This window comes from Polaribacter sp. Z022 (assembly GCF_023555495.1).
Classification (GTDB): domain Bacteria; phylum Bacteroidota; class Bacteroidia; order Flavobacteriales; family Flavobacteriaceae; genus Polaribacter.
Genome location: NZ_JALCZO010000004.1, coordinates 443,479 through 466,736, shown reverse-complemented (window position 1 = coordinate 466,736; position 23,258 = coordinate 443,479). Strand labels below are relative to the sequence as shown.

Sequence of the window (23,258 nt, the reverse complement as noted above, 5' to 3'; positions counted from 1 at the left end):
TTTTATATTTAATTAGATAATTTTATAGCTTCTATTAGTTTGTCAAAATCGTTTGCTTTATCAAAAAATGCTGAAGCTCCGTGTTTTAAACAAATTCGTTTTAAGTTAGTACTCATTGAGAAAACAAAAACTTTTGTTTCTAGTTTTTTATCGTTTATCATTTTTAATAAATCTACACCATTACCATCTGGTAAACTAAGGTCTAGTATTATTAAATCAAAATTTGTATTACTTAAAAAAGAATAGGCCTCTTTTAAAGTGCTTGAAGTTTTTAGGTCTCCGATATCATTATTATCAACAATCGCTTTAATAATGCTATCTCTAATATAAGCATGGTCTTCGACTATTAATAAATCTTTTAGAATAGTTTTCAAAATAAAAAGAATTAAAATAATTGGAGGGACAAGACAAAATTAAGCAAATTATAAGTAATAGACTATAAGTATCTTACTTATTTTATGTTAAATCATTCTAAATAAATATAAATACATAAATATTTATTTAAACATTAAAAAATAAGAAAATTACCTATAGGATTACCTTATGTTCTGTTATACATTTATACTATAATAATAAAGATATTATTGCTATAAAAAGTTTTATTAACCTCTACTTAAAAATTTAATATTATGAAAAATTTTAAAATATTTTTAATTCTGACCCTAGTTGCCTTTACTATAGAAGCTCAAGATTTAGCTATGAATTCTTCTAATAGATATAATGAGAAAATAGCTCATATGAATACAGATTACTCAATAAATTCGATGTTAGCTAAAAATGAATATACTTACAAGTATAAAGGAGAAAAAGTTTTAGTTATTTTTTCTGAAAATGAACATACTGAGTACTTTAATAATAAAAAATATTTCATAAAATCTAAGATTGAATGGAAATCAATTAATGATTGTTTTATGACAATAAAAGAGTCTAACCTACCTAATTTTCCTTTTAAACCAGGTACTAAGTTGCATATGAAAATTCTTAAAATAAAGAAAGGTTATGTGTATTATGAATCTACTTTAGGAGGTAGAAGTTGGACAGGAAAAATGAAAAAAATTAATTAATAAAATTAAAATATTGAATTTACCCCCTTCAATATTCCCTAATGTAGTTTCCCCCAAAGTAAAATTCCCCTAAAGAATTTTTTCCCTAAAAAAATATTCTAAAAGCTAAACTTAGTCCCTATAGGCCCCTAAAGTTTAGCTTTTTTTATGTTTTAATTTAAAAGATTTGAAATGTATAAAGTTCTTAATATTTTTAACTATAAATCTAAAGAAGTTAAACCTTTTTTTATAGCATATTTTGTAAGTTCTGGTATAGTATGTAAGTTTATTTTATTCATAATGTTGTTTCTATGAACATCTACAGTTTTAGAGCTTAAAAACAAAATATTTCCAATTTCTTTAGAGGAATTACCCTCTGCAATTAATTGTAAAACTTCTTTTTCTCTTGGGCTTAGTTTTGCGGTTTCTATAGTTTCACCTTTCTTTAATAGATTTAAAAACTCTTGATTTAAATCTTTAGAGAGATATTTTTTGTTTTCTACAACAGTAGTAATTGCTGTAATAAGCTCATCAGAATCTCCATCTTTTAATAAATAACCATATGCACCAGCTTTAAACATTCCTTGTATAAATTGCTTACTAGAGTGCATAGAAAGCCCAATTATTTTTATTTTAGGATTAATTTTGTGTATTTGTTCTGCAGCTTCTATACCATTTAAACCAGGCATTGCAACATCAATTATCATAACATCTGGATTTAACTTAGTACATACTTTAATGGCTTCTCTACCATTAGAAGCTTCTCCAATAATATGCATGTGTGCTTTTTGTTCAATAATATTTTTTAAACCATCTCTTAGTAATTTATGATCGTCTACTAAAACTATATTTATGTTGTTTATTGTGCTCATTTTTTTAGGGGTATAAAAATATTAACAGTAGTTCCTTTATTTATTTTTGATGTAATCATAAAATTTCCTTTTATATTTTTGATACGCTCTTTTACAGTAAATAAACCAAAACCATTGCCTTTATGATTATGGAAGTTATTTAGAATTGAAGTGTCAAAACCAACTCCGTTATCTAATATACAAATATCTAAGCCTAATTTATTAATATTAAGATTTAATGTTATTAAAGTGGCTTTAGAATATTTTATTGCATTGTTTAATACTTCTTGTATGCTTCTAAAAAGTAAAATAGATTTTATATCACTTAGTTCTACTTCTTCAATATTATCATTAATAACAAAACTAATTTTATGTGTATTTTCTATTTCTTCTACTAACCAATTTATAGCTTCAATTATACCTAATTGATATAAAACAGGAGGGGAGAGTTCATAAGTTATTTTACGACTGTTTGTTAAAGCTTCAGAAATGTGTTTGTCTATAAAGGATAAATCTTCACCATAATCATTTAACTGTTTGCTTTTTTTCAATTCATTTATTTTCATTTTAGATATTACTAAAGATTGACTAAGATGATCATGAATATTTGTGGCAATTTCTTTTTTCTGATTTTCTTCTATTAAAGTAATTTCGGTAGTTAAACTTTGTAAAGATTTTTGATATTCATCAATTTCTTTTTTTGATAAAACTCTTTGTGTAATATCTCTGGCAGAGGTGACATAATAACTTAACTCGTTATTCTTATATACTGGTGAAGATAAAAATTCTAACCATATATAATGCCCTTTTTTATGACGAACTCTAAAAGAAAAGACGCCAACATTGGTATTAAATATCTTTTTCTCCATAGCTTCTCTTAAAGGAGCAATATCATTTTTATGAACAATACTAAAAACTTGTTTTCCTAAAAATTCTGATTGATTATACCCCAAAAGAGGTTTAATAGAAGGACTAATGTATTTAAATGTACTATCTGGTTCTTGTAAACAAATTAAATCGTTAGAATAATCTGTTAAAACCCTATACATTTCTTCAGCTTTTTCTATTTTAAGTTTTGCTTTTTTATTTTCTGTAATGTCATGATTTATACCTTTTAAGTTAATCACTTTTCCATGATTATCTTTTATAGGTTCACAAATAGCTCTTAAAACTTTTTCTTTTTTATTAGGTGTAGTTATTCTAAATTCTATATCATAAGGTTTTGCTAACTCTATAGCATCATTAAGTGATTTTTCAAATAATTCTAAATCGTTAGGATGTATTCTTGATATAATATTTTCATAATTTGGAGTACCAAATTCTGAGTCGAATTCCCAAATATTAAATACTTCTTCAGACCATTCAGATTTTTTATCTATTGGGTCATATCCCCAATTACCCAATTGAACTAATTTTTGAGATCTATTTAAATTGTATAAAGATTCTTCCATTGCTGTCTGAGCATCTTTTATACTTTGTATACTTTGAATAATTACTGGAACTGTTTTTTGCTCTTCTAATGTATTAGGAATTGGGATAGATACTATTGCTGCAAACTCATCTCCTTTAAAGGTTTTATAATTTACTTCTGAAGAAAATAATGATTCATTATTCCAAATAGCTTCAATTAAATTTAAAACAACTTCATCTGCTCCATTACCAAAAGTTCTTTCTATATTATTAAAAAAACTTTCATGACTTTTTGCCTTAAACAATTTTATAGAAGCTTTATTTACGCTATTTATTTTTATTTTTTCAATTAATGATTGTAGAATTAAAGGGTTTTGTTTTAGGTGTATTTTAATATTAGAGATCTTATTTTTTTTAAGTTTTTCTAATTGATTATATAGTAAAGTAAAATCTTCATTCCAAATAGATATAGAAGCATTATCAAATAATCGTTGATAGTTGTTTTTAATTGTTAAATGTTCTTGCTCAATTTTTTTTCTTTCAGTAATATTTTGAATAACACCTTTTCTACCAATAATATTTTTTTCTTTATCGTAAATAAGTTGCACAACATTTCTAACCCAAACTTCTTCATTTTTTAAATTAATAAGTCTTAATTCTATATCATAAGGTACTCCAGTTTCATCAATTTTTTTAGTAGCTAATTCTAATTTTATTTGTGATTGGGCATCATAAAAAGCTCTCATTTTATCTTTAGATAAAATTTTGTCATTTAAATCAAAACCAAATATTTTATATACATAATCAGAAAAAATAAAACTGTCGTTTGCAATATTGTATTCCCAAAATCCAATTTTAGCAACTTTACTAGATTGATTTAAAGAAAAATCCTTTTTTTCAAGTAAGTTTAAAGTATTCTGAATTTCTTCTTTAGATTTTTCTAACTTAATTTGAGCTAATTTATAGTCTGTAATATCTTGTACAAGACCTCTACGTTTTACAATTTTATTTTCGTTATTATATACTGGCTTTACAACAATTCTAATCCATCCTTCTTCATTTCTAAGGTTTATAAATTTTAAAACGATATCAAAAGGAATTCCTTTTGTATCTAGGTTTAGAGTTGCTATTCTCATTTTTTCTTGAGAGTCTTCATCAAAAAGTAACGCAATTTCTTGTCTAGATGGTACAGGTTTACTTGCATCAAAACCAAAAATATTATATAAATATTCTGACCAAATAAAAGTATCTGTTGCTACATCATCTTCTAAATAACCAATTTTACCCATTTTACTTGCTTCATTTAGAGAGTGTTCTTTATTCTCTAATAAGTGTAATGAGTTTTGTATGTCTTGTTTAGATTTTTCTAATTTAAATTGTGTTTTTTTAAAGTCTGTAATATCTTGTACTAATACTCTTCTACCACAAAGGTTATTATTATCACTATATATAGGTTTACTTATATGTCTAATCCAAATTTCTTTATTCTTCTTATTAATAAGTTTAAGTTCAATATCATTAGAAAGTTCTTTTAAATTAATATCATCAATTGTTTTTATTAATTTCTTTTTAGATTTTTTATCAAAAAGAGCTATCATTTCTTGTAAACTAGGAGCACCATTATTTTGATTAAAACCAAAAATTTTATAGGTATTATCTGACCAAGTGTAAGTACCAGTTTCGTTATTATAATCTATTAAGCCAATTTTACCAATTTCACTAGCTTCATTTAAAGAGCGTTCTTTAATGGCTAATAAATCTAAAGAGTTTTGAATTTTAAGTTTTGAATTTTCTAACCTTAATTCAGTTGCTTTAAAGTGAGTAATGTCTTGTATAATACCTCTTCTTCCTATTACTTCTTTCTTACTATTAAATATTGGATGTAATATAACTCTTAGCCAAATTTCTTCTTTATTATTGTCGTAAGCTTTTACTTCAATATCACATGAAATTCCATTTTGAATATTCTCTTTAATTACATGTCTTATTTTAATTTGAGATTCTTTTTTAAAAAAAGCTAAAAATTCTCTTTGTTCAGGTATTTCTTCATTAAGTTTAATTCCAAATATAGTATAAACATAATCAGACCAAGTATAGGTTTTAGAAGCATTGTCATATTGTATAAAACCAATTTTACCAACTTTACTTGCTTCGTTTAAGTTATGTTCTCTTTTAGTTAGTAGGTTTACAGATTTTTTATGTTCGTTGTCAGCTAATACTCTTTTAGAAACGTCTCTTGCAGTAGTTACAAAATAACTAATTTGTTTTCCGTTGAAAACAGGAGAAGTTAAAAATTCTAACCATATATACTTTCCGTTTATGTGTTTAAACCTAAATAAATATACATTTCTAATTAATTTTGTACTAAATTCTTTAGCTTCTATTAAAGATTTTAATTCTTCTAAGTCATCTTCATGAACAATACTATAAATCTTTTTGCCTAAAAACTTGTGTTGCTTATATCCTAAAATGTTTTTAATTGAAGGACTTATATATCTAAAAGTACTATCAGGATCTTGTAAACAAATTATATCATTAGAATGGTTGGTTATTAAACGAAACATTTTCTCAGTATTTTTAATGTTTTGTTTAGCGTGTTCAAATTTTTGTTTGTAGGTTAATAAATTAAAAGTGTCTTTAAATTTTATTTTAGTAAATAGTGTATTGTTTTGCTCAAAGTACTTTAAATAAAAAAAGAAAATAATACTATAATAAATAGTAAAACTACCTTTAGATATTAAACCCATACTAATAATTGTATATAGATTTTCTGATTTCCAAAAAGAAAGTAGAGAAAAGAAAAAAGTATCAAAAGTTGCTACAATTAGCATAGTAATACAAATTTGAAAAAATAAGTATTTTATTTTTTTTGATAGGAACTCAAAAGTTGTAATTATAATAAGAGCATCAATTAATAGAGTAATATTACCTATAAAAATTACAGACAAAGATTTTTTTAGAGGAAAAGAATCATTTGGAGATGAAGTTGTATTGGTATTCCATCCAAAAACTTCTAATAAAAAAGTAATTAATAAATCTACAATTAATAAACCTATTACTATTTTTTTAGTTTCTGAAGCATCTTCTTTTATATATATAACCAATAATGCAAAAAAAAGTAGCAGTTATAAAAATTGAAGCTCCAGGAGCAATAAGAATGTTACTATTAACAAAAGAATATGAAGAGTGAGATAAAAAAATTTGTATAAATTTAAATAACCCTAAACAGGCAAAAAGAGCGCCAATACCTAATACTTTTCTAAGTCTAAATAATATAAGTATTACAAAAGCAACTAAAGTACCTTGTAAAAAAAATATAGCAATTTGGTCATAAATCATAACTTAAGATTAGGAGGGTTACTTAAGATTTTTAAAATAAATTACACTAATTTAATTTGTATAATTTAACATTCTTTTTCATATAAAAATACAAAAAATAATTAAAGTTAAGATTAAAAAAGTGGGTTTATTTTAATCGCTTATTTATGAATTTAAAAGTTAATTATCATGAAAAGAGTGTTTTATGTAATTGTGTTGTCTAAACTCAAAATTTAATTTTAGAACACAAATATTTAATAAGAATTGGTGTTGTTTTTAATTTTAAAATTAAAATCTTTTACATAATAATTTTTGATAAGCTTTAGACATTAAAAAGAGTAATTTTGGAGCAAAAAAAAACAGCTTAGAAAAATCTAAACTGTTGTTTTTTAGTAATCTAAAAATAGTAGCGAGGAGCAGATTTGAACTGCCGACCTCAGGGTTATGAATCCTGCGCTCTAACCAACTGAGCTACCTCGCCATAAGTTTGAGGCTGCAAATATAATTGAATTTTATAAACTGGCAAGAAGTGTTTTTAATTTTTTTTAAATAGAATTATTACCTATATTGTCCTCTTAAGATAATAACAAAGATGGATAAAATAAAGTTCGAATTAGAAATACCTATTCACGCATCACCCCACATGCTGTATCAATATATTTCCTCACCTTCAAATTTACAAGAGTGGTTTGCAGATAAAGTAAACTCTAGAGGAAAAGAATTTAGCTTTACATGGGAAGGAGAAGAGGAAAAAGCAGAATTAATAACCAAAAGAACTGATGAAAAAGTACGTTTTAAATGGTTAGAGAGTGAAGATGATGAAAGTTATTTTGAAATTAAAATTGAAGTAGATGCTTTAACTAAAGATGTATCTTTAATTATTACTGATTTTGCAGATGATGAAGATGAGGTTGAAGAATCTAAACAATTATGGGAAAATCAAATAGACGAATTAAGGCATACAATTGGAGCTTAATTTCTCAAAATAAAAAATTAAAACTCAACATTATTGTTGAGTTTTTTTATGCTTAATTATCACAAAAAATATTAATTTCGCAACCTAAAATTTTAAGTAATGATTAATTTCAACGGAAATTTAACAAACCCAGAAAATATAAAAATATCATCAGAAAATAGAGCTTTTAAATATGGAGATGCCATTTTTGAAACAGTAAAAGTGATGAACAAAAAGGTTGTTTTTTGGGAAGATCATTATTTTAGATTAATGGCATCAATGAGAATGCTTCGTATGAAAATTCCTATTGAGTTTACTTTAGAGTTTTTAGAGCAAGAAATTTTAAAAACAGTTGCAGTTCAAAATGATTTACCTTCTTATAGAGTTCGTTTAAATGTTTTTAGAAAAGATGGTGGTTTGTACACTCCTAAAACAAATAAAATAGATTACACAATAGAGGTAAAAGAGAATACTTTTAAAACAAAAGAAAATTATTCTTTAGATCTTTATAAAGATTTTTATAATTATTCTGGTTTATTATCTACAATAAAAACAAATAATAGAATGCTTAATACTTTGGCAAGTATTTTTGCAGAAGAAAATGATTTAGATAACTGTATTTTATTGAATGAGAAAAAGGGGGTAGTAGAAGTAACTAATGGTAATATTTTTATTATTAAAGGTTCTGTTATTAAAACTCCAGCTTTAGAAGAAGGTTGTATAAAAGGAGTTATAAGAAAAAAAGTAATTTCTATTCTGTCTAAAAATAAAGAGTATACCATCGAAGAAACGTCAATTTCTCCGTTTGAAATACAAAAAGCAGATGAAGTTTTTATTACAAATTCTATTATGGGTGTTCAACCAGTAACAAGTTATAAGAAAAAAACTTTTAAAACAGATTTTGGAAATAAAATAGCAAGTAATATTAAAGTATTACAAATAGCTGGAATTTAATTTAGGTTAAAATCACTTGGTGCATTTGCCCAAAGTTTATAATTACCACCTTTTTGTAGTAATTTGTTTTTCCAAAGGCTTTCATAATCCATAGAAAAAATATTTTCAAAGTCATTTTCGCCAACAAACCAAGAGTTTTGGTTCATTTCATTATTAAGTTGTTCTTTTCCCCAACCAGAATACCCTAAAAAGAATCTAATATCTGATGAGTTTAACACTTCTGTGTTTAATAATTCTTTTAAAGATTCAAAATTACCTCCCCAGTAAATACCATTTGCTACTTCAACACTTTCTGGAAGTAATTCTGGTATTTTATGTACAAAGTATAAATTATCTTGCTCTACAGGCCCCCCTTGATATACAGGGAAATTACAATTTATATCAGGCAATAAATCGTTAATAGTGTACTCTAGAGGTCTATTCAAAATAAAACCAACAGAATTATTAGGTGTGTGTTCAGTTAATAAAATAATAGCCCTATTAAAAGAACTATCATTTAAAATAGCTGGTTCTGCAATTAGTAATTTACCTTTATTTGGTTTCAAATGATTGTTTTAAACTTATTATCTTTAAATATAGTAAAATTTAGGATAAAAAAAAACTCTCTTTAAAAAGAGAGTCTTTATATACTTTAAAACTAAGTCTCTTAGTTTACAGCGTCGCTTAAACCAGCTCCAGCTTTAAATTTTGCTACATTTTTAGCAGCAATTTGAATAGTTTTTCCAGTCTGAGGGTTTCTTCCTGTTCTTGCAGCTCTGTTAGAAACTGAAAAAGTACCAAAACCTACTAAAGCAACTTTACCACCACCTTTTAAAGCAGAAGTTACATTACCTGTAAAAGATTCTAATGCCGCTTTAGCTGCTACTTTAGAAATTCCTGCATCAGCAGCCATTGCATCGATTAAATCTGACTTGTTCATAATAAATAAATTTTAAAAATTAATTGAATAAATATTTTTGCTTAATAGCTTAACAAATATAGACGGATTAAGGGTTTACGCAAATTTGAAGGTGTAAAAAGTGCCTTTTTGTTAATAAATGATGGTAAATTGTTAATAAAGCTACTTGAAAAATATAAAAACTCTACAATCCTTACTAATAAAGGGTTTACAACATTTTAGCTTCTAAAGAAAAACTAAAGCCATTTAGTAAGCTTTTTGAATCCATTTTTTTCTTACCAGAAAGCTTAATTTCATCAATAATAATATAACCACCATTAACTGCAACTTTAAGTTCTTTTTTTGAAGCTATAATTTTACCCGAAGTTAAATTATGATCTTCTTTTTCTTTTTTAATGGCATAAATTTTAGAAGATATTTCTTCTTCTTCGTTTTTTATAATAGTCCATGCTGCAGGAAATGGATTTAATCCCCTAATTTTATTGTAAATATTGTCTAAAGAATCTGACCAGTCAATTCTACAATTATCAGAATTTAATTTTGAAGCTGCTTTTTCTTCTAATTCAGGTTGTTTTGTAGTTTTTACTTTTTCTGTTGCAATTAAATCTACAGTTTTTGCAACTAAGTCTGCACCTAAAAACATTAATTTATCATGTAATGATCCTACAGTTTCATTATCTAAAATTTCAATTTCTTCTTGAAGGATAATTTCACCAGTGTCAATTTTATCATCAATAAAAAAAGTAGTTACTCCTGTTTTTGTTTCACCATTAATTATTGCCCAATGAATTGGAGCTGCACCTCTATATTCTGGTAATAAAGATGCGTGTAAATTAAATGTACCATATTTTGGCATTTGCCAAACAATTTTAGGCAACATTCTAAAAGCTACTACAATTTGTAAATCGGCATTTAGAGCTTTTAATTTTGTATTAAATTCTTCATTTTTTAAATTGGTAGGTTGTAAAATTGGTAAGTTTACAGATGCAGCATATTTTTTTACTGCAGATTCATTTAACTTTCTACCTCTTCCTGCTGGTTTATCAGATGCTGTAATTACACCTACAACATTATAATTATTTTCTATAAGATGTTTAAGAATAGTAACTGCAAAATCTGGAGTTCCCATAAAAACAATTCGTAAATCTTTCATAATTATAAGTTTAATTGGTATTTGTTTTGATGATTGATTCTAATTTTATCATCATTTAATAATTGACGCAAATGTATTAAAATGTCTTTTTCATTAGCAACTAAAGATTGACTAATTTCTGAAGAACTTAAGGAATGATTTTGATTTAAAATATTTATTATTTCTTCAGAAATTCCTTTTTTTACCTTTCTGTTTTTTGATATGCAAACATCACAAATACCACAATTTTTTGTTTTAGATTCATCAAAATAATTTAAAACCTGAATACTTCTACAAATACTATCGTTTTTTACAAAGTTTATTAAATCTTCAGATTTTTTTTTCTTTTGATTGATGTATTGTTTTATTTCTTTAGAGAACCTATTTATTGTATAGTCATCTTCTCTAGGAAATAGAAATGTAAATTCTGCATCACTTTTTACAGCATTATATGTTATAATGTTATCATTATGTAATCTATTTAAATTTTCTAAAACTAAACTAGTAGTGATACCTGCTTTTTTTGCTATAAAAAACTCATTAATTTTAACTTCTTGTTCAAATAAACCTGCATAGGTTCTTAATATAGAATTGGTAAAATTTTTAATATTGGTATTGTTTTCTATGTAATTTAATACGGTTTTACTATTTACAATAAACTGTAGGGTAGACTTTTTATTATAATTATTGCTAATTTCTAAAATACCATTATTTACAAAAAGTTTTATGGCACTATCTACCTTTAAAACAGAAAAATTATATTTTTTAGAAAATTCTAAAATGTTAAAAGAATAAGTTGTTTCACTTAATTCTCCTAAAGAAATTTGAAAGTACTGATATAGTTTTTTATGAATTTCTTTAATTTCATTAATACTTAACAGTGTTTTTTCTAACCGTTCTTTATAAAGTAAAATATCACTTTCATTAAAAAGTAAAACACCAAATGATTTTTTATTGTTTCTGCCTGCTCTTCCTGTTTCTTGAGTGTAATTTTCTATGCTAGATGGTAAATCTAAATGTATAACTAAACCAACATTTGCTTTGTCAATTCCCATCCCAAATGCATTTGTAGCCACAATTATTGGTGTTTTTTCAGACATCCAATTGTTAAAAGAAATTGTTTTTTCTACGGTAGATAATCCACCATGATAAAAAGAACTTTTAAAATTATTTGCATTTAAAAAAGCTGCAATTTGTTCTGTTTTTTTTCTAGAATTAACATAAATAATAGCTGGCTTTTTAGTTTTTGTAAATATTTTAATTAAACGTTGTAATTTATCTTGAACCGTAAATATTTGATATGCTAAATTTTCTCTAAAAAAAGATTTCTTAAAAATTTGAGGTTCGTTTAAATCTAAGTTTTTAGAAATATCTTCTAAAACTTTTTTGTTAGCTGTAGCAGTTAAAGCAATAAAGTTACTTGTAGGATTTAATTCTCGTAAAATTTTAATATTTCTATAAGAAGGCCTAAAATCATGTCCCCATTCTGAGATACAATGTGCTTCATCAATAGCAATTAAATTAATATTTAATTCTTTTATTTTTTGTTGAATAAAATATGATTGTAGCCTTTCTGGAGAGATATATAAGAACTTAACTCCCCCAAATTTAATATTATCAAAAAGAGTGATTATTTCATCTTGAGAAACACCAGAAGGAATTGTTTTGGCTTTAATTCCTTTAGTATTTAAATTATCTACCTGATCTTGCATTAAGGCAATTAAAGGCGAAATAACCAAGCAAACACCTTCTTTTGCCAAAGCAGGAATTTGAAAACATATTGATTTTCCACCACCTGTAGGTAATAATGCAATAACATCTTTTTGTTTTTGTACAGCAGAAATTATTTCTTCTTGAAGAGGTCTAAATTCTGTAAAACCCCAATGTTTTTTTAATATTTGTTTTGGTGATATCATAAATCGCTAGAAAGCGAATTTATGACAAAATTGGTTCTTTCATCTAAATTACCAAATGGAACATTAATTATGTTATAACCTAAATCTGTATAAGATTTCATTAAATATACATCAATAGCAGTAGTTTCTTCAAAGGTTTCATAACGCTCATTGTCTATTTCATGAATATCTTTCCAAGGAGAAAAGTGAAAAACTTTGTCGTATTTATATTGTTTACTTTTTTCTAAATAAATAGAAGGGTATGCAGTTTTAAAATAATCCATATAAGCATGCACATCTGGAATACCTCTATCAAAAAAAACAAGATCTTCTTTAGATTTTATAGCATCTAAAAATTGTTTTTCTCTACCTTCTAAAAGCATTTCACTAAATAGCAATGGCTTTGTTAAAAATAATTGTTCTATACCTTGTTCTTGAGCTTTTAAAGTTACTTCTCTAGAAATTTCTGGAAAACAAAAATAACCTCGTTTTATTAATTGATTTAAAACTGAAGTTTTTCCTGTTCCAGGACCACCTATAAGTAATATTTTTTGCTGCATTGCACAAAAATAAATGAATCCCTTAATAAAACTAATTTTTAACGTAATTTTGTGTCTTGTAATTTTTAATTAATTTATAAAAAGAACCTATTTTTATGAGCGATAAAAAAGAATTTTATATTAAGTTAAAAGATCAATTAGATGAAACTACAAGCTTTCCTGCAGATTATTTGTATAAATTTATAGTACCAACAGATGGCAATCAGGTTAATGAAGTTGAAGAGTTATTTAACAATACAGGAGCTGTAATTAAAACAAAAAAATCTAAGACAGGAAAATATGTTAGTGTTTCTATCGTATTAAAGATAGAAAATTCTGAAAAAGTAATTTCTTATTATAAAAAAGCAGAAAAAATTAAAGGAATAATTTCGTTATAATTAAAAGTTTATGAGAAAAATAGTTTTATTATTTGTTTTAAGTTTATCAACATCAATTTTTGCACAAAAGAAAGATAAAACGTTAATAACAATAGATGGTGAAAAAATTACAGTATCTGAATTTAAAAGAGTTTATGAAAAAAATTTAGATGCTATAGATAATGATGAAGCCAAAAGCGTAACTAAAAATTTAGAATTATTTATAAATTATAAATTAAAGGTTAAAGAAGCTTATAGCATAAAATTAGACACATTACCTTCTTATAAAAGAGAGATGGAAACTTATAAAAACCAACTTTCTGCACCTTATTTACAAGACACAACTTTTATAGATAAGTTAGTTAAAGATGCTTATTTTAGAACTAAAAACGAAGTAAAAGCGAAACATATTTTAGTGAGAATGCCAAGAGAGGCTACTCCTAAAGATACTTTAACAGCATATAATAAAATCTTTAAATTAAGAGAGAGAATTTTAAATGGAGAAAAATTTGAAACGGTTGCTGCTCAGTTTTCTGAAGATAAATCTGCACAAGATGATAAAAAATCTGGAAGAAAAGGTAATGGAGGTAATTTAGGGTATTTTTCTGCATTTAGAATGGTGTTTCCTTTTGAAGAAGCTGCTTATTCTACTAAAAAAGGAGAAATTTCTATGCCTTTTAAAACGCAATTTGGATACCATATAATGCAAGTTGATGATTTTAAACTTTCTAAAGGAGAAATAGAAGCAGCTCATATTTTAATAAAAGATGGTTCTGCAAAAGGGCAAAAAATAATTGACAGCATATATTTAAAGCTAAAAAACAATGAAAAATTTGAGGATTTAGTAAAAAAATATTCAGATGATACTGGTTCTAAAGCAAGAGGAGGTAAACTTGGTAAGTTTGGTGAGGGAAGAATGGTAAAACCTTTTTCTGATGCAGCTTTTAGTTTAGAAAATGAAAATGATTTTTCTAAACCATTTAAAACACGTTTTGGTTGGCATATTGTTAAACTATTAAAAAAGCATCCTGTTAAATCTTTTGACGAAATGAAAAAAGATTTAAAAGCAAAAATTAAAAAAAGCTCTAGAATGCAATTGTCTGAAAAAGCAGTAGTTAATTCATTGAAAACTAAGTACACAATTGTAGAGTTTGAAAAAGCTAAAAAGATTTTAGATAATAAACAGTTAAGATCAATTTCTAAAGATTCTCTACAAAGTACTATTTTAAGTATTAATGATAAAAAAATATCTCAAGAAGAATTTATTAAATACATTAGAAATAGAAGACATTTAGCTGTTTATAAGTTGTTTGATATGTTTAAAGAAGATCAAATATTAACCTATTACAAAGAAAACTTAATTCATACAGAACCAGAATATGCTTATACTTTAAAAGAATATGAAGATGGTTTGTTGTTGTTTGAATTAATGCAAGAAAAAATTTGGAATAAGTCTTCTAAAGATTCTATTGGGTTAAAAAAATACTTTGATAATAATTCAACAAAGTATAAAACAAACACTTTAAAAGCAATAAAGGGACAAGTAATTAATGATTATCAAACCTTTTTAGAAAAAAACTGGATTGCAGATTTAAGAAAGAAAAGCAAGATAAAGGTTAGTAAAAAACAACTTAAAAATTTAATTAAATTTTACGGTAAAGAATAATGAAGTATGTAACTACTATTTTTTGTTTAGTTTTTTTAACTTCTTGTGATTTGTTTCAAATTCAAGAAAAAGAAAATAAAGCATCAGAAATTGTAGCAATTGTAAATACAGAAAAGTTATTTAAAAAAGATTTAAAAGAAGCTTTACCTCAAAATATTAATAAAAACGATAGTCTTGTTTTAGTTAAAAGCTATATACAAGATTGGGCAATTAAAAGACTTCTTTTAGAAAATGCAAAAAACAACAGTTCTTTAGAAACTGTTAATCAAATAGATGGTTTAGTTAAAGATTATAAAGAAAGTTTACTAATTAATAGTTATAAAGAACAACTAGTAAAACAAAAGTTAGATACATTAATCTCTGAAGAAGAATTAAAAGAGTATTATTTATTAAATAAAGAAAATTTTAAATTAAATGAAGAACTAGTTAAAATTAGATACCTTAATATAGATAATACTATTAACGACAAAGAAGAAATATTATCACTTTTTAAGTCTGATGATATAAATGACTTAGAAGAGTTAGAAAAGCAAGAATTAAGCTTTAAATTTCATCAGTTTAACGATTCAGTTTGGACGCAATTAGATAACATTTTGTTAAAACTTCCTTTTTCTAAGGAAAAACTGTTAAAAAAAACAAAATTCATCCAAAAACAAGATTCAATAGGTTTATATTTGGCCACCATAAAAGATGTTTTAAAACGAAATTCTATAGCTCCTTTGAGTTATATAACACCAACTTTAAAACAAATGATTTTACATAAACGTAAAATTGAATTAATTAGAGAGATAGAAAAAATAATAGTAAAAGATGCAACACAAAACAACAATTTCAAAATATATTAAATTATCAATTTGCACACTTATAATTGGTTTTTTGGGATTACAAACAAATGCTCAAAAAGTTAAAATAGATGGTGTAGCTGTTGTTATTGGTAAAAACATCGTTTTAGACTCTGATATTGCAAAATTTAAGCAAGAAGTAGAACTAAGAAGTGAAGGAAAAGTAAAAATTTCTGACTGTGAAATGTTAGATGAGTTAATGCAACAAAAACTAATGGCTCATCATGCAGTTGTAGATAGTGTTATTGTTTCTGATGCAGAAGTATCGTCTAGAGTAGATAGAAGTATTCAATTTTTTACACAACAATATGGTAGTATAGAAAAAGTAATTAAAGCTTATGGTTTTAATGATTTAGATGATTTAAAAAAAGAATTAACTTCTGTACAAACCGAAAATGTTTTAATAGAAAAAGAGCAACAAAATATTACTGAAAAAGTAGACGTTACTCCAGAAGAAGTTAGAGTGTATTTTAATGGATTAAAAGAAAAAGGAGAGTTACCTCAATTTCCTGCAGAAATAGAATTGGCTCAAATTGTTATAAAAGCAATACCTACTAAAGAAGAAAATGAAAGAATTATTGCTAAGTTAAACAGTATTAAAAAAGAAATTGAAGAAGGTTCTAGTTTTAAAATGAAAGCTATTATCAATTCAGATGATCCAGGTGTTACAAATAATGGAGGTCAGTACACAGTAACTAAAGAATCTAGTTTTATAAAAGAATTTAAAGAAATGGCTTTTACATTAGATGTTGGTCAGGTTTCTAAACCTTTTAAATCTGATTTTGGTTATCATATTATGCAATTACATGCTATTAAAGGTAATACAAGAATTGCTTCTCATATTCTTATGCAACCAGAAGTTCCAGATGAAAAACTAAATGAAATAAAAGAAAAAGCAGAAAAAATTATTTTAGAAATTAGAGAAGGTAAAATTACTTTTGCTGAAGCTGTAAAGAAATATTCTAATGATGAGACAACTAAGAATAATGGAGGTCTTATTGTAAATCCTTCTACAGGAGAGTCTAAGTTTGATTTAACAAGAATGGATCCTGCATTTTATGCAAGAGTTAGTGATCTTAAAAAGGGTGAAATGACAGAACCTTTTTACGATGAAGAAAGATCTGGTGATAAGATGTTTAAGTTTATCATTATGAAAAACAGAACAGATACTCATATTGCAGATATTATTGAAGATTATGTTAAAATTCAACAATTAGCACTTCAAAAAAAGAAAGAAGAAACCATTACAAAATGGTCTAAAGACAAAATAAAAGACACATATATAAAAATAGGAGCTGTACATAACAAATGTACTTTCTCTAAGAATTGGAAAAAAGAGGTAAATAAATAATGTCTGACGTTAAAGCTGTAAAAGATTTAGTAGAAAAATATAACGCACTAAAAAAAGAAATTGGTAAAGTAATTATTGGTCAGCATGAAGCTGTAAACTTTACTTTATTATCAATTTTTTGTGGAGGTCATTCTCTTTTAGTAGGTGTACCTGGTTTAGCAAAAACCTTATTGGTAAATACTATTTCTGATGCTTTAGGATTGAATTTTAAAAGAATTCAGTTTACTCCAGATTTAATGCCTTCAGATATCTTAGGAAGCGAAATTTTAGATGAGAATAGACACTTTAAATTTATAAAAGGACCTATTTTTTCAAATATAATTCTTGCAGACGAGATTAATAGAACTCCACCAAAAACACAAGCTGCACTTCTAGAAGCAATGCAAGAACGCTCTGTAACTGTTTCTGGAAATCATTATAAATTAGATTTACCATTTTTTGTATTGGCAACTCAAAATCCTATTGAGCAAGAAGGTACTTATCCTTTACCAGAAGCTCAATTAGATAGGTTTATGTTTTCTATATATTTAGAATATCCTTCTTTTAAAGAAGAAGTAGAAGTTGTAAAAAGTACAACAAGTAATGTAGTAGAATCTATAAATTCTTTATTTTCTGCTAAAGAAATTATTGAAGTACAAAAGTTGATTCGTAAAATACCAGTTGCAGATAATGTAATAGAATATGCAGTTGGTTTGGTTGGTAAAACAAGACCAAAATCTAAAGAAGCTACAGATTTAGTAAAATCTTATTTAGATTGGGGAGCAGGACCAAGAGCATCACAAAATTTAATTTTAGCAGCCAAAGCACATGCAGCAGTAAATGGAAAGTTTTCTCCAGATATAGAAGATGTTAAGGCAGTTGCTATTCCTATTTTATCTCATAGAATTGTAAAAAATTACAAAGCAGAGGCAGAGGGAGTTACCATAAAAGATATTATTAACTCTTTGCTTTAGAGAGTTTTAATGTAGTAAAAATTAAAAATACGGCAAATGCCGTATTTTTTATGCGTTTGTTTTTACTCAACTTTGTGTTGTAACCTTAAACCTATAATTATGAAAATTTTATGCGCTTTATTAATGTTTTTTTTTATTTCCTTTAATTCTAATGCACAATCTGAAGGTGGAGATGCTGTACATGTAAATAATACTACTAATACTAAAGTAGATACTAATGATTTGGCTACAAAAATAATGAACAAGATTAATGCTTGTGATGATGTAGAATGTTTTGTTACTTTTTATAATTCTATGGCAAAAGTTTGTTCTGGCTTTAAAAATAAAGAATCAGGAAGAAAAATAGTAACAGAAATTTTAAAGTTAATGGATAAAAAACAAGATGGAGTGTTGTTTGATATTTATATGTCTAATAACAATAAGTATCAAAAATATTTTATTGAATGTGCTAAAAAATTACCTTCGGAATTAATGACAGAGTTAAAAAGAAAATCTCAAGAATATTTAGATAAAACTAAGAATTAAAAATTATTAATATTCAAAAAAACTAAACACATTCCCTCCATATCGTTTGTCATAGCTATGGTTTTTATGCGAAGATAAATCTGTATGTTTAGAGTGTTCTACAATTAAAACTCCTTCTTCAGTAAGGAGTTTTTTATTGAATACTAAATCAACAATTTTTAAAAATTGTTCTTCTTCAAAATCATAAGGTGGATCTGCAAAAATAACATCTGCATTTATAGATGTTTTTTCTAAAAATTTATACACATCACTTTTGTAAGTGTTTATAGGTAATTCTAGTTCTTTAGCAATTGAGTTTATATATTTTATACAACCAAAATTAGCATCTATAGCATAAATAGTTTTAGTACCTCTAGAAGCAAACTCATAACTGATATTACCTGTACCTGCAAATAAATCTATAACAGAAATGCTATCAAAATAATAGGTGTTATTTAAAATATTAAATAATGATTCTTTTGCCATATCTGTTGTTGGACGAACAGGTAAGTTTTTAGGCGCTTTTAAACGTCTACTTTTGTATTTACCAGAAATTATTCTCATGTTCCTAAAAGTATATAATTAGAGTGTTTAGAAGTATTTAAATGATTAAATATGTTGTTTTTACTTTCTAAAAAGAAAACATTTCTAATGTATTGGTATGTAATTGTATATATTTCTGATTCTTTTTCAATAGCTCCTGTAAAATACAATTCTATTTCTTCTACGTTTAATTTTAATTGTTCAAAAGTAAATAAGATATAATATATAAAATCTTCTTTTGTTTCAAAACTAAAAGAGTTAGCAAGTATTAATTGTTTGTTCTGTAAAACAATAATATCAAAATTATTTTTACCAACGTTTACAAAAACTTTTTTCTTTTCAGAATCATTTATGTTTATTAATTTTTCTATTAAAACAGTTAAATGATGTTCATATTTAAATTCACCAAAATTCTGAAATAAATAGTTATTGATATTTATATAAGGAACATAGATGTTTTTTGCACTTATGGTATCAATATCATCAAAAGCAATATAATCTGTTGCCAATGTTTTTATATTATAATTAAGATATTCTGATAATTTATCTTTATTAAAATAAGCATTAGGTACTAAAGTGAATAAGTTACTTTGATGTATTACTAAAACAGAAGAAAAATCTTTTTGTAAAACAGTATCCGTTTTAAATATTTCTTCAATTTTAGATAATAAATTTTCTGGAGTAACTAGTGTTTCTTCAAAAATATATTCTGCAAAGTATATAGTTTCCTTTGTATTTGTTATACAAAAAGAAAATCCATCCAAATTAAATTGGATGGATAACTTTGTATCTTTTGTGTCTGATAAAATAATATTACTATTCTTTTTTATCACCGTCTTTTTTGTCATATGATGGAGGCCAGTTACCACCAGTAGTAACTTCATCTAAAGAACCAACAGAAACAAACTCACCTTTAATTTGGTCAGTTGCAACAGCTTCTAATTCTTGTTTAATTAAAGACTCATCCATTCCTTTTAAGATTCCTGCTTTTTCTGTTTTCACAAAGAAAGTTGGTACAACTAAACCTTGTACTTTTTCTACAGTTCCAATCTCAATATCAAATTCTTTACCAGCTACACCAGGAACTTTAAACATGTTTTTGTAGTCTTTACCCTTAAAGTATTTAGCTACAGGTTCGTATCCAATAGTATCTGTAATTCTTTTTTCTACATCAATTACAACTCCACCACCTCTATCTTCTTTTTCTACAATAGTTTTAGTTTCTGTTAATGCTAATTGAGCAGTATCAATAAATTGAATTAAGCTAGTTTTGTTATTAGTATATTTTCCAGTAACCTCAAAATGCTTAACTTCTGCATCTCTAATAATCTTTAAATTTTTAATTACTTTACTATATTTTGTAACCTTTTCTTTGTTGAAGATTATTGGCTGCATAATACCATAATAAATTTTATAAACTAAAAACACTGTTAAAGCTAAAAGTAAAACTGAGGCAAGCCATTTTAGTTTTAATGGTAAATATTTAACTATAATAATAGCTAAAAGTATTGCAACTACAACAGCTGCCAAAATCATTCCAAGTAATCCCATTTTTTATTATATTTTTTAATAGTCTCAAGCAAATTTACAATTTTTTTTTAATGATAAAAATTTTTAAGAGCAAATCAATGTATCTTTGTTACATTAATTTTTTTATGATAAAAAAAACATCAGAATTTTACCAAAAATTGCTTCAAAAGTTCCGTTTTACCCCAACTTTAAGGCAAAATGAACTTTTACGATTTTTAAGTGATTTTACTTTTACAGATGATAAAGAGGCCTTATTTTTATTAAAAGGTTATGCAGGTACTGGAAAAACAACAACAATTAGTGCATATGTTAATAGTTTGTGGTCTGCAGGAAAAAAAGCAGTATTGTTGGCACCAACAGGAAGAGCAGCTAAAGTAATTTCTGTTTATGCTAAAAAACCAGCTTTTACAATTCATAAAAAGATATATTTTCCTAAAAAACAATCTAATGGTTCTGTAGAATTTGTTTTACAACCAAATAAGCATAGAAATACGGTTTTTATTGTTGATGAAGCATCAATGATTCCAGATGGAAGACAAAATCAAAAATTATTTGAATCTAGTTCTTTATTAGATGATTTAATTAGATACGTATATTCTGGTCATCAATGTAAATTAATATTTATTGGAGATACAGCTCAATTACCGCCTGTAAAATTAGATATTAGTCCAGCATTAGAACAAGATACTTTAATATATGAGTATCAAAAAAATGTAACTGAAATTGAGTTAGATGAAGTAATGCGTCAGCATGAAAACTCTGGGATTTTAGCAAACGCTACTTTATTAAGGTTAATGATACAGAATGATGCAACAAATTTTAAGTTTGATATTGATTTTCCAGATATTGTAAGATTAGAAGATGGTTATGATATAGAAGATGCTTTAGTTACTGCTTATGACAATGAAGGAGTAGAAGATACAGCTTTTATTGTTCGTTCTAATAAACGAGCTAATCAATATAATCAACAAATTAGAATGAAAATTCGAGGGCAAGAAAATGAAATTTCTGCTGGAGATTATATTATGGTTGTTAAGAACAACTATTTTTGGCTAAAAGAAAATTCTGCAGCTGGTTTTATTGCTAATGGAGACATTTGCGAAGTCTTAAAAATATTTTCAATTAAAGAATTATATGGTTTTAAGTTTGCTGAGGTTGAGGTTAGAATGATAGATTATCCAGATATGCAACCTTTTGAAACCGTTCTTTTATTAGATACTTTAACAAGTGAAACTCCATCTTTAACTTATGAAGAATCTAATAAACTATATCAAGCAGTTAAAGAAGATTATGCAGATGAAAAATCTAAGTACAAACAGTTTTTAGCAATAAAAAAGAATATATTTTTTAATGCATTGCAAGTAAAATTTTCGTATTCTATGACTTGTCATAAATCTCAAGGAGGACAATGGAATACTGTTTTTATAGAACAACCATATTTACTAGAAGGAGTTTCTAGAGAGTATTATAGGTGGTTATATACAGCTTTAACAAGAGCACAAGAAAAACTATATTTAATTGGTTTTAAAGAAGAGTTTTTTAATGATTAACGTAATAAATAGTTAATAGAGATTGTTCCGTATTTATGTCCGTAAGTATATCTTAAATCTTTAGATTCGCTTGTGTTGTATATAAATGCATATCCAAAATTAAAACGTTTAGCTGTAAATTTAATTCCAAATTCAATATCAAAAACAAAAGGCATTACATCTTTTGTAACTAAACTTGTTTTATTTAAAAAACTACCTTGTATTGTTGCATCATAAACCACATATTTAATCATTGGATTTATGTAGAAAAACGATTCTATTTCTCTAAACGTATTATTTTGTTCATTGTTTAAATTTGTATTAAAAGCTATAGAATTTGTAATTTTTTTTAAAGGTTTAAAACCTATTCTAGAATAAAAACCAGATGATGCATTTGTATAAACTGTACCTAAGTTTAAGTCGTTTTTCCAAAATAAATCAAAAGAATTATTTTTAGATTTAAAAATTGGTTTTATATATTTTGTGTTAAAATTTAGCGCTAAAGAATTCTTTATTTGATATTGCCAACCTTCCGCTTTTTTAAAACCATAGATATCATGTATAAATTGTTGAACTTCTTTGGCAAATGCATTAGGGCCTATAACACCAAACTGAACAGATGTGTTAAAAATTTGTTCATTTTTATAAATTCTATTTACGCCATAACTTCCATATAAATAGCCAGCAAAAGGTCTGTCATGTTGTAAAATGTTAGTTATGGTAGATTTGTATGGAGTATACATTTCTTGTCTTAATTGCCATTCTAATATTTTTTTCTCTAAAGATTCTTTTTTGTTTTTAGATAGGTATTTATAACTTAAAAAAATACCACTTGTATAATAACGATCTCTAACAACAGAAACATATAAATCATTATCTGTAATAAAACTTATTTCTTTAGAAAATTTTTCTTGAGAAATAATAAATGAAGAAACAAATAAGAAAAGAATAAAGATGATTTTTTTCAT

Annotated in this window: 23 protein-coding genes and 1 tRNA gene; 10 read left to right on the top strand and 14 right to left on the bottom strand. The window is 25.6% G+C overall.

Features of this window, described 5'->3' with window-relative positions; translation table 11 throughout:
* Positions 1-8 precede the first annotated feature (8 nt).
* Positions 9-374: a response regulator gene (locus MPF13_RS11740; protein WP_249982718.1), complete on the bottom strand. Its 366-nt coding sequence runs from the start codon at positions 372-374 to the stop codon at positions 9-11.
* A 255-nt stretch (positions 375-629) separates the two neighbouring features.
* On the opposite strand from MPF13_RS11740, the gene MPF13_RS11735 reads away from it, so the two are divergent.
* Positions 630-1,064 (top strand): hypothetical protein, encoded by a 435-nt coding sequence (locus MPF13_RS11735; RefSeq protein WP_249982717.1) that lies wholly within the window; start codon positions 630-632, stop codon positions 1,062-1,064.
* A 197-nt stretch (positions 1,065-1,261) separates the two neighbouring features.
* On the opposite strand, the gene MPF13_RS11730 is transcribed toward MPF13_RS11735, so the two are convergent.
* The 4 genes from MPF13_RS11730 to MPF13_RS11720 form a co-directional block, all read right to left on the bottom strand.
* On the bottom strand, positions 1,262-1,915 hold the full coding sequence (locus MPF13_RS11730) for a response regulator (protein ID WP_249982716.1): 654 nt from the start codon (positions 1,913-1,915) through the stop codon (positions 1,262-1,264).
* Entirely contained in the window at positions 1,912-6,408 is a 4,497-nt protein-coding gene (locus MPF13_RS11725; RefSeq protein WP_249982715.1) for a PAS domain S-box protein, read from the bottom strand. The genes MPF13_RS11730 and MPF13_RS11725 overlap by 4 nt, the downstream gene beginning before the upstream one ends.
* A complete protein-coding gene (locus tag MPF13_RS15700) occupies positions 6,371-6,643 on the bottom strand; it encodes a hypothetical protein (protein ID WP_502924394.1) in 273 nt (90 codons plus the stop codon). Before MPF13_RS15700 ends, MPF13_RS11725 begins: the two co-directional genes overlap by 38 nt.
* Before the next feature lie 386 nt (positions 6,644-7,029).
* A tRNA-Met gene (locus MPF13_RS11720) sits at positions 7,030-7,103 on the bottom strand.
* 111 nt (positions 7,104-7,214) lie between these two features.
* Here MPF13_RS11720 and MPF13_RS11715 point away from each other — a divergent pair.
* Together MPF13_RS11715 and MPF13_RS11710 are read left to right on the top strand one after the other, a co-directional pair.
* Positions 7,215-7,598 carry an START-like domain-containing protein gene (locus MPF13_RS11715; RefSeq protein WP_249982714.1) on the top strand — a complete coding sequence of 128 codons (384 nt, stop codon included), beginning with the start codon at positions 7,215-7,217 and terminating at the stop codon, positions 7,596-7,598.
* Between the two features lie 99 nt (positions 7,599-7,697).
* Entirely contained in the window at positions 7,698-8,531 is an 834-nt protein-coding gene (locus MPF13_RS11710) for an aminotransferase class IV (RefSeq protein ID WP_249982713.1), read from the top strand.
* On the opposite strand, the gene MPF13_RS11705 is transcribed toward MPF13_RS11710, so the two are convergent.
* From MPF13_RS11705 to MPF13_RS11685, 5 genes are all read right to left on the bottom strand, one after another.
* Complete coding sequence (locus tag MPF13_RS11705) at positions 8,528-9,076, bottom strand: YqgE/AlgH family protein (RefSeq protein ID WP_249982712.1); 549 nt, start codon at positions 9,074-9,076, stop codon at positions 8,528-8,530. The two genes, MPF13_RS11710 and MPF13_RS11705, sit on opposite strands and share 4 nt — an antisense overlap.
* A 101-nt stretch (positions 9,077-9,177) precedes the next feature.
* Positions 9,178-9,450, bottom strand: a complete 273-nt coding sequence (locus tag MPF13_RS11700; RefSeq protein WP_249982711.1) for an HU family DNA-binding protein — start codon at positions 9,448-9,450, stop codon at positions 9,178-9,180.
* A gap of 187 nt (positions 9,451-9,637) precedes the next feature.
* Entirely contained in the window at positions 9,638-10,582 is a 945-nt protein-coding gene (gene fmt / locus MPF13_RS11695) for a methionyl-tRNA formyltransferase (RefSeq protein WP_249982710.1), read from the bottom strand.
* Positions 10,583-10,584: 2 nt separating this feature from the next.
* Positions 10,585-12,477, bottom strand: coding sequence for a RecQ family ATP-dependent DNA helicase (locus tag MPF13_RS11690; RefSeq protein ID WP_249982709.1), 1,893 nt, complete (start codon positions 12,475-12,477; stop codon positions 10,585-10,587).
* Entirely contained in the window at positions 12,474-13,016 is a 543-nt protein-coding gene (locus MPF13_RS11685; RefSeq protein ID WP_249982708.1) for an AAA family ATPase, read from the bottom strand. Before MPF13_RS11685 ends, MPF13_RS11690 begins: the two co-directional genes overlap by 4 nt.
* Before the next feature lie 95 nt (positions 13,017-13,111).
* Here MPF13_RS11685 and MPF13_RS11680 point away from each other — a divergent pair, with 95 nt between their 5' ends.
* The 6 genes from MPF13_RS11680 (at position 13,112) to MPF13_RS11655 (ending at position 18,709) form a co-directional block, all read left to right on the top strand.
* Positions 13,112-13,393, top strand: coding sequence for a DUF493 family protein (locus MPF13_RS11680; RefSeq protein ID WP_249982707.1), 282 nt, complete (start codon positions 13,112-13,114; stop codon positions 13,391-13,393).
* 10 nt (positions 13,394-13,403) lie between these two features.
* A complete protein-coding gene (locus MPF13_RS11675; protein WP_249982705.1) occupies positions 13,404-15,038 on the top strand; it encodes a peptidylprolyl isomerase in 1,635 nt (544 codons plus the stop codon).
* Positions 15,038-15,883 (top strand): hypothetical protein, encoded by an 846-nt coding sequence (locus MPF13_RS11670; RefSeq protein WP_249982704.1) that lies wholly within the window; start codon positions 15,038-15,040, stop codon positions 15,881-15,883. The genes MPF13_RS11675 and MPF13_RS11670 overlap by 1 nt, the downstream gene beginning before the upstream one ends.
* The gene (locus tag MPF13_RS11665; protein WP_249982702.1) at positions 15,849-17,231 is read left to right on the top strand and encodes a peptidylprolyl isomerase; all 1,383 of its coding nucleotides are present in this window, start codon (positions 15,849-15,851) and stop codon (positions 17,229-17,231) included. Before MPF13_RS11670 ends, MPF13_RS11665 begins: the two co-directional genes overlap by 35 nt.
* The gene (locus MPF13_RS11660; RefSeq protein ID WP_249982701.1) at positions 17,231-18,184 is read left to right on the top strand and encodes an AAA family ATPase; all 954 of its coding nucleotides are present in this window, start codon (positions 17,231-17,233) and stop codon (positions 18,182-18,184) included. The genes MPF13_RS11665 and MPF13_RS11660 overlap by 1 nt, the downstream gene beginning before the upstream one ends.
* Positions 18,185-18,283: 99 nt before the next feature.
* Positions 18,284-18,709, top strand: a complete 426-nt coding sequence (locus MPF13_RS11655) for a hypothetical protein (RefSeq protein WP_249982699.1) — start codon at positions 18,284-18,286, stop codon at positions 18,707-18,709.
* 6 nt (positions 18,710-18,715) lie between these two features.
* Here MPF13_RS11655 and MPF13_RS11650 read toward each other — a convergent pair whose 3' ends face one another.
* Genes MPF13_RS11650 through MPF13_RS11640 form a run of 3 tightly spaced genes read right to left on the bottom strand, consistent with a single transcriptional unit; the run spans position 18,716 to position 20,782 of the window.
* Positions 18,716-19,252, bottom strand: a complete 537-nt coding sequence (locus tag MPF13_RS11650) for an RsmD family RNA methyltransferase (protein WP_249982698.1) — start codon at positions 19,250-19,252, stop codon at positions 18,716-18,718.
* Entirely contained in the window at positions 19,249-20,079 is an 831-nt protein-coding gene (locus tag MPF13_RS11645; protein ID WP_249982696.1) for a DUF3822 family protein, read from the bottom strand. The genes MPF13_RS11650 and MPF13_RS11645 overlap by 4 nt, the downstream gene beginning before the upstream one ends.
* Positions 20,048-20,782, bottom strand: coding sequence for a hypothetical protein (locus MPF13_RS11640; RefSeq protein ID WP_249982695.1), 735 nt, complete (start codon positions 20,780-20,782; stop codon positions 20,048-20,050). Before MPF13_RS11640 ends, MPF13_RS11645 begins: the two co-directional genes overlap by 32 nt.
* Before the next feature lie 104 nt (positions 20,783-20,886).
* Between MPF13_RS11640 and MPF13_RS11635 the strand changes: the two genes are divergently transcribed.
* Positions 20,887-22,311 carry an ATP-dependent DNA helicase gene (locus tag MPF13_RS11635; protein WP_249982693.1) on the top strand — a complete coding sequence of 475 codons (1,425 nt, stop codon included), beginning with the start codon at positions 20,887-20,889 and terminating at the stop codon, positions 22,309-22,311.
* Here MPF13_RS11635 and MPF13_RS11630 read toward each other — a convergent pair.
* Complete coding sequence (locus tag MPF13_RS11630; RefSeq protein ID WP_249982692.1) at positions 22,308-23,258, bottom strand: lipid A deacylase LpxR family protein; 951 nt, start codon at positions 23,256-23,258, stop codon at positions 22,308-22,310. The two genes, MPF13_RS11635 and MPF13_RS11630, sit on opposite strands and share 4 nt — an antisense overlap.